The sequence below is a fragment of the Apilactobacillus apisilvae genome (assembly GCF_023380225.1).
Classification (GTDB): domain Bacteria; phylum Bacillota; class Bacilli; order Lactobacillales; family Lactobacillaceae; genus Apilactobacillus; species Apilactobacillus apisilvae.
The window spans coordinates 527,577-542,694 of sequence record NZ_CP093362.1 but is presented as its reverse complement, the minus strand read 5'-3'; the positions used below and the strand labels follow the sequence as shown (position 1 = coordinate 542,694).

At 28.3% G+C, this 15,118-nt stretch carries 16 protein-coding genes; 14 read left to right on the top strand and 2 right to left on the bottom strand.

The window, feature by feature from the left end; translation table 11 throughout:
* Positions 1 to 2: 2 nt before the first annotated feature.
* From coaD to holA, 6 genes are all read left to right on the top strand, one after another.
* Complete coding sequence (coaD, locus tag MOO46_RS02720; RefSeq protein WP_249511488.1) at positions 3 to 479, top strand: pantetheine-phosphate adenylyltransferase; 477 nt, start codon at positions 3 to 5, stop codon at positions 477 to 479.
* Positions 480 to 1,526, top strand: coding sequence for a SepM family pheromone-processing serine protease (locus tag MOO46_RS02715; RefSeq protein WP_317619371.1), 1,047 nt, complete (start codon positions 480 to 482; stop codon positions 1,524 to 1,526). It begins immediately after the preceding gene.
* 57 nt (positions 1,527 to 1,583) lie between these two features.
* A complete protein-coding gene (locus tag MOO46_RS02710; RefSeq protein WP_249511487.1) occupies positions 1,584 to 2,216 on the top strand; it encodes a helix-hairpin-helix domain-containing protein in 633 nt (210 codons plus the stop codon).
* 47 nt (positions 2,217 to 2,263) lie between these two features.
* The gene (locus MOO46_RS02705) at positions 2,264 to 2,743 is read left to right on the top strand and encodes a ComE operon protein 2 (protein ID WP_249511486.1); all 480 of its coding nucleotides are present in this window, start codon (positions 2,264 to 2,266) and stop codon (positions 2,741 to 2,743) included.
* 237 nt (positions 2,744 to 2,980) lie between these two features.
* Complete coding sequence (locus tag MOO46_RS02700; protein WP_249511485.1) at positions 2,981 to 4,969, top strand: DNA internalization-related competence protein ComEC/Rec2; 1,989 nt, start codon at positions 2,981 to 2,983, stop codon at positions 4,967 to 4,969.
* Positions 4,959 to 5,984 (top strand): DNA polymerase III subunit delta, encoded by a 1,026-nt coding sequence (holA, locus tag MOO46_RS02695; RefSeq protein WP_249511484.1) that lies wholly within the window; start codon positions 4,959 to 4,961, stop codon positions 5,982 to 5,984. The genes MOO46_RS02700 and holA overlap by 11 nt, the downstream gene beginning before the upstream one ends.
* A gap of 57 nt (positions 5,985 to 6,041) precedes the next feature.
* Here the strand turns inward: holA and rpsT are convergent, their stop codons facing one another.
* Positions 6,042 to 6,299: a 30S ribosomal protein S20 gene (rpsT, locus tag MOO46_RS02690; protein ID WP_249511483.1), complete on the bottom strand. Its 258-nt coding sequence runs from the start codon at positions 6,297 to 6,299 to the stop codon at positions 6,042 to 6,044.
* 261 nt (positions 6,300 to 6,560) lie between these two features.
* Between rpsT and rpsO the strand changes: the two genes are divergently transcribed.
* From rpsO to MOO46_RS02650, 8 genes are all read left to right on the top strand, one after another.
* Positions 6,561 to 6,830 (top strand): 30S ribosomal protein S15, encoded by a 270-nt coding sequence (gene rpsO / locus MOO46_RS02685; RefSeq protein WP_249511482.1) that lies wholly within the window; start codon positions 6,561 to 6,563, stop codon positions 6,828 to 6,830.
* Between the two features lie 185 nt (positions 6,831 to 7,015).
* A complete protein-coding gene (locus MOO46_RS02680; protein ID WP_249511481.1) occupies positions 7,016 to 8,740 on the top strand; it encodes a ribonuclease J in 1,725 nt (574 codons plus the stop codon).
* A gap of 9 nt (positions 8,741 to 8,749) precedes the next feature.
* Complete coding sequence (locus MOO46_RS02675; protein WP_249511480.1) at positions 8,750 to 9,667, top strand: hypothetical protein; 918 nt, start codon at positions 8,750 to 8,752, stop codon at positions 9,665 to 9,667.
* Between the two features lie 197 nt (positions 9,668 to 9,864).
* Positions 9,865 to 11,052 carry an elongation factor Tu gene (tuf, locus tag MOO46_RS02670; RefSeq protein ID WP_249511479.1) on the top strand — a complete coding sequence of 396 codons (1,188 nt, stop codon included), beginning with the start codon at positions 9,865 to 9,867 and terminating at the stop codon, positions 11,050 to 11,052.
* A 177-nt stretch (positions 11,053 to 11,229) separates the two neighbouring features.
* A complete protein-coding gene (gene tig / locus MOO46_RS02665) occupies positions 11,230 to 12,534 on the top strand; it encodes a trigger factor (protein ID WP_249511478.1) in 1,305 nt (434 codons plus the stop codon).
* A gap of 121 nt (positions 12,535 to 12,655) precedes the next feature.
* Positions 12,656 to 13,885, top strand: a complete 1,230-nt coding sequence (gene clpX / locus MOO46_RS02660) for an ATP-dependent Clp protease ATP-binding subunit ClpX (RefSeq protein ID WP_249511477.1) — start codon at positions 12,656 to 12,658, stop codon at positions 13,883 to 13,885.
* A gap of 121 nt (positions 13,886 to 14,006) precedes the next feature.
* Positions 14,007 to 14,597, top strand: coding sequence for a ribosome biogenesis GTP-binding protein YihA/YsxC (gene yihA / locus MOO46_RS02655; protein WP_249511476.1), 591 nt, complete (start codon positions 14,007 to 14,009; stop codon positions 14,595 to 14,597).
* Positions 14,598 to 14,891: a nucleoside triphosphate pyrophosphohydrolase family protein gene (locus tag MOO46_RS02650; protein ID WP_249511475.1), complete on the top strand. Its 294-nt coding sequence runs from the start codon at positions 14,598 to 14,600 to the stop codon at positions 14,889 to 14,891.
* Between the two features lie 40 nt (positions 14,892 to 14,931).
* Here the strand turns inward: MOO46_RS02650 and MOO46_RS02645 are convergent, their stop codons facing one another.
* Positions 14,932 to 15,072, bottom strand: coding sequence for an SPJ_0845 family protein (locus tag MOO46_RS02645; protein ID WP_249511474.1), 141 nt, complete (start codon positions 15,070 to 15,072; stop codon positions 14,932 to 14,934).
* Between the last annotated feature and the right edge of the window lie 46 nt (positions 15,073 to 15,118).

Here is a 15,118-nt window from a genome sequence, read left to right as displayed (position 1 = left end):
AAATGACAATTGCTATATTTCCAGGTAGTTTTGACCCGATTACTAATGGACACTTAGACTTAATTAAGCGCGCTAGTAAGCAGTTTGATAAATTAATTGTTACTGTTGCAAAGAATACTAATAAAAATGGTATGTTTTCTTTAGAAGAAAGAATGCAAATGGTTAAGTTAAATGTATCAAATTTAGATAATGTTGATGTGAAAATTGCTGATGGATTGATTGTGGATTTTGCTAAATCAATGTGTGCAAGTGTTATTGTTCGTGGACTTAGAAATATTAATGATTTTAGTGCCGAGAACTCAATTTTTAATATGAATTATAATCTTGATAATAGTATTGATACAATGCTGTTAATTGCTAAGCCTAAATATCAGGTTATATCTTCTAGCTTAATAAAGGAAGTTTTTCATTTTGGAGGAGATGTATCTCAATATGTTCCTGAGAACGTGTTAAATAAATTGAAGGGAAAGATTTTTTAATTGTTCAAAAATAAACGAAATAAAGTATTATTAATATCAATTATTGGCCTAATTATTGGTATATTAATCATGTTTACACCATTTTTACCTCAATATATTGAAAGCCCTGGAAATGTTACTGATATAAAATCAATCATTAAAATTAATAATCATGAAGATAACAATAAGGGTAGTTTTATGTTAACCACAGTTACCGAGTCTAAAGCTTCTCCCGCTAGTTATTTATATGCCAAACTTAATCCGCATTATTCGATTGAAAGCGTTGAAGATGCTACTAATGGTGAAGATAATCAAACATATATGAAAGTTCAAAATTTTTATATGATTAATTCAATTAATGAAGCCATTTATAATGCCTATCTGCACGCAAATAAGAAGGTTTCTTTAAAATATAACGGTATTTACGTTTTGAATATTGATAATAAGTCTAAATTTAAAGATAAACTATCAGTAGGAGATACAATTATTGGTGCTGATGGAAAAAGTTTTGATAATTCAGAACAATTTAGAAAATATATTAATAATAAAAAAATTGGAGAAAAGGTTACTATAAAGTTTAATCATGATGGGGAAATTCATGAATCTACTGAACCTTTGATTAAATTATTTGGGTCTAAGGTTCCTGGAATTGGAATTATTTTAATTGATAATGATACAGTTAAACCTAGTATTCCAATTAAAGTTAATCCTGGTGCCGTTGGTGGACCTTCTGGTGGATTAATGTTTTCTTTGCAAATATACAGTCAGCTTACTGGTAAAAATATAAGGCATAATCAAAATATTGCTGGTACTGGTACAATCGATAAACATGGTAATGTTGGAGAAATTGGTGGTATTGATAAAAAAATAATTGCCGCTAAGAACGCTGGATGTAAATACTTTTTAGCTCCTTATGTTAAACCTACTAAGGAAACTTTAAAGTTTGAAGAAAATCACATGACTAATTATCAACTGGCGGTTAAAACAGCTAAAAAATATGCATCTAATATGAAAGTCATTCCAGTTACTAATTTTGATGATGCATTAAAACAATTGAATAAAATTTAAAAAAGGAAGAGATTTTATCTTCCTTTTTTCGTATATAAGTTTTAAAGGGAGGAAAAGGTGAATAAGATAGAAAACTTCATTTATAACATCAAAGGTTTTGCATTAAAATATTTTTATCAAATGATGATTGTATTAATACTAATTTTAATTTCATTAGGTTTAATGTTTATAGTTTACTTTCAAAATCATTCTAATGATAATGCAATTAATAGTTACCCTATATCTAATAGCTCGTATTCAAAAAATATTGAAACGAGCAGTTTAGATAATAATATTTATGTGGATATAAAAGGAGAAGTTAATGCTCCTGGAGTATACAAGTGTAATAAGGACGATAGAGTTACTGATATTATTAAATATGCAGGAGGTTTTAAAAGGCTTGCTAACCAATCATCAGTGAATTTAGCACAAAAAATTTACGATCAACAAGTAGTAATTGTTAATAAGAAAACAAATAATAATACTCAAGAAGAACAAGATTCTAACACAAATAATCGTTCTAAAGTGAATTTAAATACAGCTGATAAAAATGAATTACAGAAATTGGATAGTGTTGGAGACAAAAATGCAGATAAAATAATCGATTATCGTAATCAAAATAACGGATTCCATAATGTTGATGAATTAAAGAAGGTTAGTGGATTTGGAGATAAAACATTTGAAAAACTTAAAGATTATTTAGAAATATAATTATTTGATATAATATAATATAAATATTATTTAGGAGTGAACATAAAATGAGTGAGAAAAGAATTCCTTGGGATCAATATTTTATGTTACAGGCAGTTTTATTATCTACTAGGAGTACTTGTAATCGATTATCTGTAGGAGCAACTTTAGTCAGAGATCGTCGAATTATTGCAGGAGGATATAACGGCTCAGTATCTGGGGATGATCATTGTATTGATGTTGGTTGCTATATGCGAGAAGGACATTGTGTTAGAACTATTCATGCAGAAATGAATGCAATTTCACAATGTGCAAAATTTGGAGAAGCTACTGATGGTTCAGAAATATACGTAACCGATTTTCCATGCTTACAATGTACAAAGATACTATTGCAGTCTGGTATTATTAAGATAAACTATTTGAGAAATTATCATAATGACGAATATGCGAAAGAATTAATTAAAAAGAAAAATGTTAGTTTGCATAAAGTTGAATTAAATGAAGAAATGATTAATCAAGTTAAATTTAGCTCTTATTTACCAAAGTAAATTAAAAATCTATTTATATTTCCAGCAATTCTTTGTGTAATAATAAGTATTATATTTTTTGGTAATTTTTTTTTAGGAATAATATTGATTTTAATATGGATGTTACGAATGCTTTTTTTGCGTAGCTTTAAGACTACTTTGTATACCATTTTGATATCAATATTTTTTTGCTTTATTTGTACTTTAAAATTTTATTTTATAAATAATTATAATTTCGTTTCTAAAGATAATGTTTCTATGGAACTTTTAATTCATCCTGATGAATTAAAAATTAAAGATGATAGTTATAGTGGTGTATGTAAGTCTAAAGATAATAAAAAATATATTTTTTATAGTAATCAAGATATAAATTATATTAAACATTTACATAGTGCTGTTAATTTAACTGTTAATTGTAAAATATCTCCAATACATTTGCCAACTAATGAAAATGAATTTAACATGAAAGAATACTATCAATCTAATGATATTTATGAAAGTATTTATGTTAGTAAAATCACGAAAATTGAAGCAGTTAACAGAATATCTATAATTGACAAACTTCATAATTTTAGACAAAAACTCATAGAATATGGTAACGCTTTACCTAAACCTTTAAATTTATATTTTAATAGTCTTTTTTTGGGTAAAATGGATGATTCATTTAATGATGAATTATCTGGGGTGAAAACTTTGGGACTTATTCATCTATTTAGTATTTCAGGATTGCATGTTTTTTACATTATTGGAGTATTAACTTTTTTATTTATCAATTGCAAAATTAGTCGTGAAAAGTATTTGTTACTTTTAATAATTATATTACCAATCTTTTTTATTCTTGCAGGATCATCGATTGGACTATTGCGTTCTATCATCTCAGTTGAGATTAGTATGGTTTTAGCATTATTTAAAAGAAAAATAAGTTCTTTAGACATTTGGAGTTTATCAATTATAATTAACTTGTTTTTACAACCGCAGATGTTAATTCAATTTGGTTGTCAGTTAAGTTATGTTTTGGCTTTTGGACTTGTTTATACTAAAAATCTTAATACCTATTTTCAAACTATTTTTATGAATTTAATTAGCTTACCCCTAATTATTTATAGGATTTTTGAATGGCATTTACTAACAATGTTGGCTAATTTTATTGTAATTCCTATATTCTCAATTATTATTATGCCATTAATAACAATATCCATATTAACTTATCCGCTTATTCCTTTTTTTAGTGATATAACTGCTACGATTTTATCTTATTTTGATAATATACTTAATTTTATTGGTAAATTACCAGGAAATATAACTTTTGGGAAGCCAAATGTGTTCGTATGTTTAATTTTATTAATTATGACTTTATTTTTAATTGCCAATTACTCAAATAAAAAAATGATTATTTTATTAATAGCTTACATATGTTCATATGTATTTATTCATTTTCCAATATCCGGTGAGGTTACTACTTTTGATGTTGGCCAGGGAGACAGTTTTTTAATAAGAGAACCATTCAATAAATCTATCACAATGATTGATACCGGTGGAAAAGTTCAATTTGGAAAAACTTCGTCTAGTCCTAAATATAAAGCGCCTAAAATTTCTATTAATTATTTAAAAAGTCATGGATTAAATTACATTGATAACTTGGTATTAACTCATCAAGATGCTGATCATACAGGTGATGTTCCTAGTATTCTTAATAATCTATATGTAAAAAGGATTATTATTGGTGAAGGAACAAAGGACAACAAAAATTTTATGGACAAAATTTTACCTAACTTAAAATCGACTAAGTTAATCTTTGTTAGCGCTAATTCTAAAATCTTTAACTTTCCCTTTGAAATATATCATCCTTTTAAACCAGGACTTGGAAATAATGAAGATTCAATTGTTTTAGGAACTAGAAAGGGCAATCTTAATTGGCTATTTATGGGGGATTTAGGTCAAAATGGTGAAATAGATATAATCAATAAGTATCCTAATTTAACAGCAGATGTTTTAAAGCTAGGTCATCATGGAAGCAAAAATTCTAGTAGTGATAAATTCTTAGATTTCATTCATCCTAAAGTCGCAATCATTTCAGCCGGTAGAAATAATCGATACCATCATCCTAATAATGAAGTCTTAGACAAACTATATAAACGTCAGATAACTTATTTTAATACTCAAAAGCAGGGTATGATATCATATAAATATGGCTTTTTAGGAAACTACTGGAAAACTTTTTTAAAGGAGAATGACCTTGAAGATTAATGAACTTTTTAACTCTTTGACTCAAAATAATATTCAGCCTCTTTATTTAATAAAGGGAAATCAAGAATATTTAATAAGACAAATCAAAAATAAATTTATCTCTTTAATTCCAAAAGATGAGATTGCAATGAATTATGCAAATTATGATATGGAGAATACTAATATTTCAAATGCGGTAGAGGATGCCCTTTCTTTACCTTTTTTTGGCGAAAAGCGATTAGTTATTATCAATAATCCGTATTTTTTAACTGGTAATCGGGTTAAGGAAAAAATTGATCATGATATAAATTCTTTTATAAACTATTTAAATAACCTTCAAGAAAATACAATTATGCTTGTTATAGCTCCTTATGAAAAGTTAGATTCTAGAAAAAAAATTAATAAAATTATTGAAAAAAAAGCTGTTATTTTAGATTTGAATAATATTTCTGATCATGATATTAAGAATGCTTTAAAAAATAAAATCGATAATAATGGGTATTACATTGATAATCAATCTTTAAGTTACTTATTGCAAAGAACTTCTAATGATTTATCAAATGCAATGAGTGAATTGGATAAATTATTTCTTTATTGTCATCAAAGTAAAGTTATTGATAAATTATCCATAGAAAAAGTCGTAACTAAGTCTTTAGATCAAAATGTTTTTGATTTAGTTAATTACGTTATAAATAAAAATAGTAGTAGCTCAATTGAATTATATAATCAATTAATTTCTAGTAATAATGAACCTTTACAAATTAACGCAATTCTTTTATCTCAATTTAGACTTTTGATACAAGTTAAAGTAATGAGTAACAAAGGCTATAGTCAGGGAAAACTGGCAAGTAAATTAAGAGTTCATCCTTATCGTATTAAACTAGCTTTGCACAGTATTAGAGACTATAAATATAAAGAATTAATTGATGCTTATTTGGGATTAGTTGATATTGAAATTCAAATGAAATCGAGCAATATGTCTGCTGGATTATTATTCGAAATGTTTATGATTAAATTTATTGATAAAAATATGTAGAATAAAAAGGACAATCAATGACTGATTGTCCTTTTTTAATGCAAAGATTAAAAATCTTTATTTATTATTCATCATTGCAGCTAAACGAGATTTGTTACGTGCAGCTTTATTAGGTTTGATTAAACCTTTAGAACTTGCGTGATCTAAAGCACTTACAGCGTTGTTTAATAATTCTTCAAGGTTGTCAGCACCATTAGATTCAGCTTTTTCAAACTTTTTAACAGCAGTTCTCATTTCACTTAATTGTGATGAGTTACGTTTGTTAGCTTTTTCATTTGTTTTTACACGTTCAATAGCAGATTTGATAACAGGCATTAATTTCACCTCCGTAAATGTCGAATTTTAATAAAAATCCTCAAATTTCAACGACTTTTATTATACAAAATACAGTATATAAATGCAATAGTATTATTATAATTGTATACTTTAATATTATTATTAAAACTTGATATTTTTTAAATTACATAGTATTATAAATAATGTAATTTATTACCTGAACTTAGTTTTAACGTTATCTCACTTTTACGTATTACTCAGTTCAAGGTATATTGCAAATTTTGAAAGGTGGGAATTACAATGGCTTTAACACAAACTAAGAAAAACGATATTATTAAGAAGTATGCTCGTCATGATGGCGATACAGGTTCTGCTGAAGTACAAATTGCTGTATTAACTGCAGATATTACTGAAATTAATAATCATATGAGAGCTAACAAAAAAGACTTTCATTCACAACGTGGTTTAATGAAAAAAATTGGTCATCGTCGTAATTTACTACGTTACCTACGTAGCAAAGACGTTACACGTTACCGTGACTTGATCAAGAGCTTAGGCTTACGTCGTTAATAATTTAGATGGAACTATTATTACTAATAGTTCCATCTTTTTTTATACATAATATTTGTAATACCAAAAGAGTTATTAAATAACATAAAATATGATACACTATAACGAGTGTATATTTTGTTCGTATTTGAAATTTATAGTTTCAAAATAAAAGTTTTTTATTTTATTATAGTATGAGGTGAATTATGAAAAATAATATAAAAATCATTCCTCTAGGTGGCGTTAGAGAAAATGGTAAAAATTTATATGCCGTGGAAATCAATGATGGAATTTATATTTTAGATTGTGGTTTAAAATATCCAGAAAATGGAATGTTAGGGATAGATGTTGTTATTCCTGATTTTTCATATTTAGAGGAAAATAAAGATAAAATTGTTGGTGTATTTCTATCTAATGGTCAAGATGATTCAATTGGTGCATTGCCTTATTTCTTAAGTGATTTTAATGTGCCTATATTTGGATCTAAATTAACAATTGAACTAGCTAAGAATGAAATCAACGATAATCCTAAATCTAAGAGCTTTAATGACTATAATGTAATTGATCCCAAAAGTGAAATCATTTTTAATGATGTAACAGTTAGTTTCTTTAAAACTAGTTATTCAATTCCTGATTCAATGGGGATTGTTTTGTCAACTAATGAAGGGCAAATTGTTTATACCGGTGATTTTAAATTTGATCCAGCATTAAAAGGCGAATATAAAACAGCATATGGAGATATAGCTAGAGTTGGTGAAAAAAAAGTCATAGCTTTGCTTAGTGATTCTGGCAATGCAGATAATCCATTTCCAATGGACAATGAACTAAAAGCTGAACGATATATCTTTAATGTTTTAAAAGACAACGATGAAAGAATTGTTATAGCTGCTAATTCTTCTAATATTCTAAGATTACAACAAGTCTTTAATGCAGCCGCTGAATCTGAAAGAAAAGTATATATTGGTCACGACTTGTCTAAAAAAGTTATAACGGCAATAGAATTAGGGTATTTAGTTATTCCTAAAGACGATATGATTATTAAAACTGCTAAAGAACTTAATGAATTAGATAAACATGAAATTGTAATTTTAGAAACTAATCCAGTTGGTGAACCAATTAAAGTTATTCAGAGAATGGCTTCGCAAAAGGAAAAAAGCGTTAATTTGATACCCGGAGATGTTGTTTTAATAGTTACAACTCCATCACCAGCTTTGGATAATACCATGGCCAAAACTAGAGATATGGTATATAGAGCGGATGGGCAAGTTAAGACAGTTTCAGATGATTTAAATATTTCTAATCATGCTAGTGATGAAGATTTACAAATGATGATGGATTTATTAAATCCTGAGTATGTTATCCCTGTGAATGGTGAATATATGATGATGGATGCAAGTAAGAAAACTGCCATTGAATTAGGAATTGATAAAAATAATGTTTTTATTACTAACAAAGGTGATGTTCTAGAATATGATGGTAATAAAATCCATCATGGAAATTCAGTTGATGCTGGAAATACTATGATTGATGGTATTGGTATTGGAGATATTGGTAACATTGTCTTAAGAGATCGTAAGGTTTTATCAGAAGATGGTATTTTTATTGTAGTTGTAACAATTGATCGTAAGAAAAAATTGATTATATCTAAGCCTAAAATTACTTCTAGGGGATTCATTTATGTCAAGACTAATAAAGACTTGATGAACGATGCATCTCAAATTGTTTCTAAAACAATACAATCTAATTTAGATAACAAAGAATTTGACTGGAGCCATTTAAAACAAGCTGTTAGAGAACAAATTAGTCACTTTTTATTTGATGAAACTAAACGCAGACCAGTTATCCTTCCAGTTATTATGGAAGTTAATCAACATCATAGAAGAAATAAACATACATCTAAAAAAAATTATAAAAATAAAGAAAATAAATAAAGTAATTTTATGGACAATAAATTAAATAAAAACATCCAACAGATAAAACTAGATATTCAAAATCAAAGTTATCAAGAAGCTATAAACAAATTATTAGATATTTATCAAAATAAAAATATTTTCCCAGTTCCCGTTCTTTTGGCTAAGAGTTATTTTATGCAGAAGCAATTTATTAAAGCTATAAATATAGTATATGATAATATCAATGCATTTGTTAAAAACTATGATGATTTTAGACTTTTGGTAAAAATCCTTCTCAAAAATAACGAGTTTATAAAGTCAAGAGAACTTGCTGTTCAAGTTTCAAATACATTTGATGAAATTGATGATATTTTTATTCTAATTGAACAATCAGAACATCAATTTACTAATACACAATCCATTTATGCTAGAGAGTTGTCTAATAACTTTTATCATATGGGATTATATAAAAATTTATACAGTCAAAAAAAAAGCTTATTAGAAGGACAAAAATTGCCATTGGCTTTGTTTACCAAATATTCAAAATATCTTTTAATGGATCCTTTTGTTGATTCTATTATTAAGTCAGAATTATTAGATACTTTTAGAAAGCTTAATCTTAAAGAAACAGTTAAATTTATTGGATTGGATAAAAATATTTATGATATTCATCTGTCTAATTTAAAAGAATTAAGTTCTATGTATTCATACAATTATATTAATAATAAACTATATGAAGAATATGCTAATAATAATCCAATGGAATATTTTAAATTAAGGGCATATTTCGAATACCAGGGGATTTCAATGTATCCATTGAATGATAAAATAATTGCTGATTTGAATAACTGGTATAATCTGTCTATAGATGCTTATTTAGATAAAAATATTAGTAAATTTGATAAAAACAATTCTGATTTTAAAATTATTTCTATAATTATAAGTAAATTTAATGGTTTAAATTAAAATCATTTATAAACTTATGTTAAAAATTATATATTAAGTATTTACAAATAAAAATACAGTAGCTATAATATTAAAAGAATTCTTCTTGAGATTGATATGTTATTTTGTCTTTTTGGGAAGATGTAGTATAATAACTCATAAAGATACATTGTATTAATTCAATGTAAATCTTTCGAATTTATAGGAGGTTTTCATAAATGGCAAAAGAACATTATGAAAGAACAAAACCCCATGTAAATATTGGTACTATTGGCCATATTGATCATGGTAAGACTACTTTAACTGCAGCTATCACTAAAGTGCTATCAGAAAAAGGTTTAGCTGATGCTGAAGATTACGCACAAATTGATGCTGCTCCAGAAGAACAAGAACGTGGTATTACTATTAACACTGCCCACGTTGAATACTCAACTGAAAAACGTCACTATGCTCATATTGATGCCCCAGGACATGCTGATTACGTTAAGAACATGATTACTGGTGCTGCTCAAATGGATGGTGCTATTTTAGTTGTTGCTGCTACTGATGGTCCTATGCCACAAACTCGTGAACATATTTTACTTGCTCGCCAAGTTGGTGTTGAATACATTGTTGTATTCTTAAACAAGACTGATTTAGTTGATGATGACGAATTAGTTGACTTAGTTGAAATGGAAGTACGTGAATTACTTTCAGAATACGATTACCCAGGTGATGATATTCCTGTTATTCGTGGTTCAGCTCTTAAAGCATTACAAGATGACCAAGAACAAAAAGATGTTATCTTACACTTAATGGATGTTGTTGATGAATACATTCCAACTCCTCAACGTGATGATTCAAAACCATTACTATTACCAGTTGAAGATGTATTTACTATCACTGGTCGTGGAACTGTTGCATCAGGTCGTATTGATCGTGGTGTTGTTAAAGTTGGTGACGAAGTTGAAATTATTGGTCTTGTAGAAGACGTTCTAAAGACAACTGTTACTGGTCTTGAAATGTTCCGTAAGACTCTTGATGAAGGTGAAGCTGGAGATAACGTTGGTATGTTACTTCGTGGTGTAAACCGTGACCAAGTTGTTCGTGGACAAGTTGTTGCAGCTCCTGGCTCAATCAAACTTCATACAGAATTTGATGCACAAGTTTATGCTTTAAGTAAAGAAGAAGGTGGACGTCATACTCCATTCTTCTCAAACTACCGTCCTCAATTCTACTTCCATACAACTGATGTTACAGGTGTTATTACACTTGAAGATGGTGTAGAAATGGTTATGCCTGGTGATAATGCTAAGTTTAACGTTAAGTTAACTAAGCCTGTTGCCATTGAAAATGGTACTAAGTTCACTATCCGTGAAGGTGGACACACTGTTGGTGCCGGTGTTGTTTCTGGTATTGACGAATAAAAAGAATTTATTCTTTTGTAAAGATTCGAAAAGTTCGCTTTTCGAATCTTTTTTTATTGTTAATGGGTCAAATTCCCTTTAAATATTTACTTTTTACCGTTCATACGTTAAAATACTTATGTGCGCAATTGGAAGAAAAATTGTATCAAATTATATTTTCATGTCGGAGGGAAAATAATGTCTGCAAAATGGGAAAAAAAGGGTACTAATGATGGAGAATTAAAATTTGAAATTAGTACTGATAAAGTTAAAGAAGGTTTAGATAAAGCCTTCAATAAAAATAAAAAAAATATTAGCATTCCTGGTTTTCGTAAAGGAAAAGTTTCTCGCCAAATTTTTAATGAAATGTATGGTGAAGAAGCATTATATCAAGATGCTTTAAATATTTTACTTCCTGAAGCTTACAGTAATGCTGTAAAGGAAGCTGGTATTGAACCAGTTGCTCAACCAGAAGTTAATATTGATTCATTAGAAAAGGGCCAACCTTGGGTTTTAAAAGCTAATGTTACTGTAAAACCAAATGTTGAACTTGGTGAATACGAAGGTGTTGAAGTTGAAAAACCAAATACTCGTGTATACCAAAAAGATATCGATGCAGAAATTGAAAAGAAACGTCAAAACCAAGCTGAATTAGTTCTTAAAGAAGGTAAAGAAGCAGAAAAAGGTGATACTGTTGTCATCGATTTTGATGGTTATGTTGACGGAAAAGCCTTTGATGGTGGTAAGTCAAATAATTACTCACTTGAATTAGGTTCAAATTCATTTATTCCAGGTTTTGAAGATCAATTAATTGGTCATAAAGCTGGTGATGATGTTAATGTTAAAGTTACATTCCCTGAAAACTACCAAGCTAAAGAATTAGCTGGTAAGGAAGCAACTTTTAAGACAAAGCTACATGAAGTTAAAGCTAAACAATTACCTAAGTTAGATGATGAATTTGCTAAAGATGTTGACGAAGATGTTGATAGCTTAGATGAATTAAAAGACAAGGTAAAAGCTCAACTTAAGGATCAAAAGAAAACTGATGGTGAAAACCAATTAGAAGATGAAGCTATTAAATCAGTTGTTGCTAATGCAACAGTTAAAGATATTCCACAAGCAATGATTGACGAAGATGTTCAACGTCAAATGGATCAATATCTTGCAAATATGCAACAACAAGGTATTAATGCTCAAATGTACTTCCAATTAACTGGTACTAAGCCAGAAGATTTGAAAAAACAATTTGCTTCAGGTGCTGAAGAACGTGTAAAAACTAACTTAGTTCTAGAAGCTATTGTTAAAGACGCTAAGATTGAACCTACTAAAGAAGAAATTGATCAACAAGTTAAAGATTTAGCTGCTCAATATGGCATGAAAGAAGAAGCTGTGCGTGGTGCTTTAACTGATGATATGTTAAAACATGATATTTCTATTCAAAATGCTGTTAAGATGATTACAGATAATGCTAAAAAAGAACCAAAATCAAAAATGAAAAAATAATTTTTGATGATTTTTATGAAAGTTCAATTAACTTTGTTAATTGAACTTTTTGTTTTGTTAAGCATATTAAATGTGCTATTATCTATTTAGTTAGATTTATAAATTGAAGAGGTGAAATAGTTTGTTCGAAGATGATAAAAAAGATGGTCCAGTAACTTGTTCTTTTTGTGGTAAATCACAAGACCAAGTGAAAAAGATTGTTGCTGGTCCAGGTGTTTATATCTGTAATGAATGTATTGATTTATGTAAAGAAATTGTTGATGAAGAACTTTCACAAGAAAATAGTGATAAAACAATTAAGGCTTTAAGCCCAAGACAAATCGTGGACAAACTTAATGATTACGTAATTGGTCAAGATGATGCTAAAAAGACTTTAGCAGTTGCTGTTTATAATCATTATAAACGAGTAAATAGTTTAGATGATGACGATGACACTGATTTACAAAAGAGTAATATTTCTGTAATTGGACCTACTGGTTCCGGTAAAACCTATTTGGCTCAATCTTTGGCTAAAATTCTTAACGTGCCATTTGCAATTGCAGATGCAACTACATTAACTGAAGCTGGTTATGTTGGTGATGATGTTGAGAATATTTTACTTAAATTACTACAAAATGCAGACTTTGATGTAGATCGTGCTGAAAAAGGTATTATTTATGTTGATGAAATTGATAAGATTGCTAAAAAGTCTGAAAATGTTTCTATTACTAGAGATGTTTCTGGTGAAGGAGTTCAACAATCATTATTGAAAATTCTTGAAGGAACTGTTGCTAGTGTTCCACCTCAAGGTGGTAGAAAGCATCCACAACAAGAATCTATTCAAATTGACACTAAAAATATTTTATTTATTGTTGGTGGTGCATTTGATGGAATTCAAGATATCATTAAGAGCCGTTTAGGCGACAAAACAATTGGTTTTGGTACTGATTCTGCTGAATCAACTGAAATTGACGATGATAATGTTATGCAACACGTAATTCCAAGTGATTTATTAAAATTTGGCTTGATTCCAGAATTTATTGGTCGTTTACCTATTCTAACTGCTTTAAAGAAGTTAAATGAAAAAGATTTAGTTAGAATTTTAAGTGAGCCTAAGAATGCACTAGTTAAGCAATATACAAAGCTTATGAATTTAGATGGTGTTGATGTTACATTTAAGACAGATGCTTTAACTGAAATGGCTAAATTGGCAATTGCTCGCAAAACAGGGGCTCGTGGACTAAGATCAATCATGGAAGATACTATGAGAGATGTTATGTATAATGTTCCAAGTAATGATAATGTTAAAGAAATTATTATTACTAAAGAGTCTGTTTTGGGTGATGAAGAACCTAAGTTAGTTACTAAATAGTATTTTTAAAACGTCTTTTCTCGTTGTATTGAGAAGAGGCGTTTTAATTTAATTAAATAAAAAGTTTTAAAATGTGTTAAAATACATTAAGAACTTTAAAATGTAAGGGGAAGTACTACTGATGGACGTACACAATGTAAATATTGACATGAGTGCTGTAGAACCAAAGCAATATCCAGATAATGGATATCCTGAAATTGCTCTGGTAGGACGCTCAAATGTAGGAAAATCTTCATTAACAAATGTCTTAATTAATCGAAATAGCTATGCAAGAACTTCTAATACTCCTGGGAAAACTCAAACACTTAATTTTTATAATATTGATGATAAGATGTTCTTTGTTGATATTCCAGGATATGGATATGCCAGAATTTCTAAAAAAGAACGAGCAAAATGGGGAGTGATGATTGAAACCTATTTAACAACTCGTCGCCAATTAAACGGTGTAATTTTATTAATTGATGGTAGAAGAAAACCAAGTGATGATGATTTACAAATGTATGAGTTTCTAAAATACTATAATATACCTACTTTAATTTTAGCTACTAAAATGGATAAAACACCAAAAAGTAAATGGAATAAAGAGACTAGTTTATTAAATAAGACAATTGAATTGAATTATGATGATGAAATTGCTTTATTTTCTGCTCAAACTAAGTATGGTAAAGATAAAGTATGGAATTGGATTGAAAAGCATACGGGGGTAAATTAATTGGATTTCAATGATTATCAAAAAGCTGCTAATAAAACTCTACGTGGTAATGAACAAGTTTTAACTAATTGTGCATTAGGTCTAGGTAGTGAAACTGGTCAAGTTGTTGATTTAATTAAAAAATACACTTTTCATGGTGAAAATTTGGATCATGATCAGTTAGTCAAAGAAATGGGCGATGTTCTATGGTATTTGTCTCAAATTGCCGAATGGAATAATATTCCTTTTGAAGAAGTAGCCAACTTTAATATTAAAAGATTAAATAATACACATAATAGAATGTTGAAAGACTAAAAAAGGCTTCACAATAAAATTATTGTGAAGCCTAATTAGATTATTTTTCTTTTTTCTTACTTTTAGAATCTTTATTTCCATTTTTAAGAAACTTATCTCTTTTTTTGTCATTTGAGTCTACTTTAGCTAATTTATCGAACATGGCATTTAGGTCGTTGTTTCTTTGAATATTCAAACTCATAATACTCATCTCCTTAATTTTATAACTATATACTATCAAATTACTA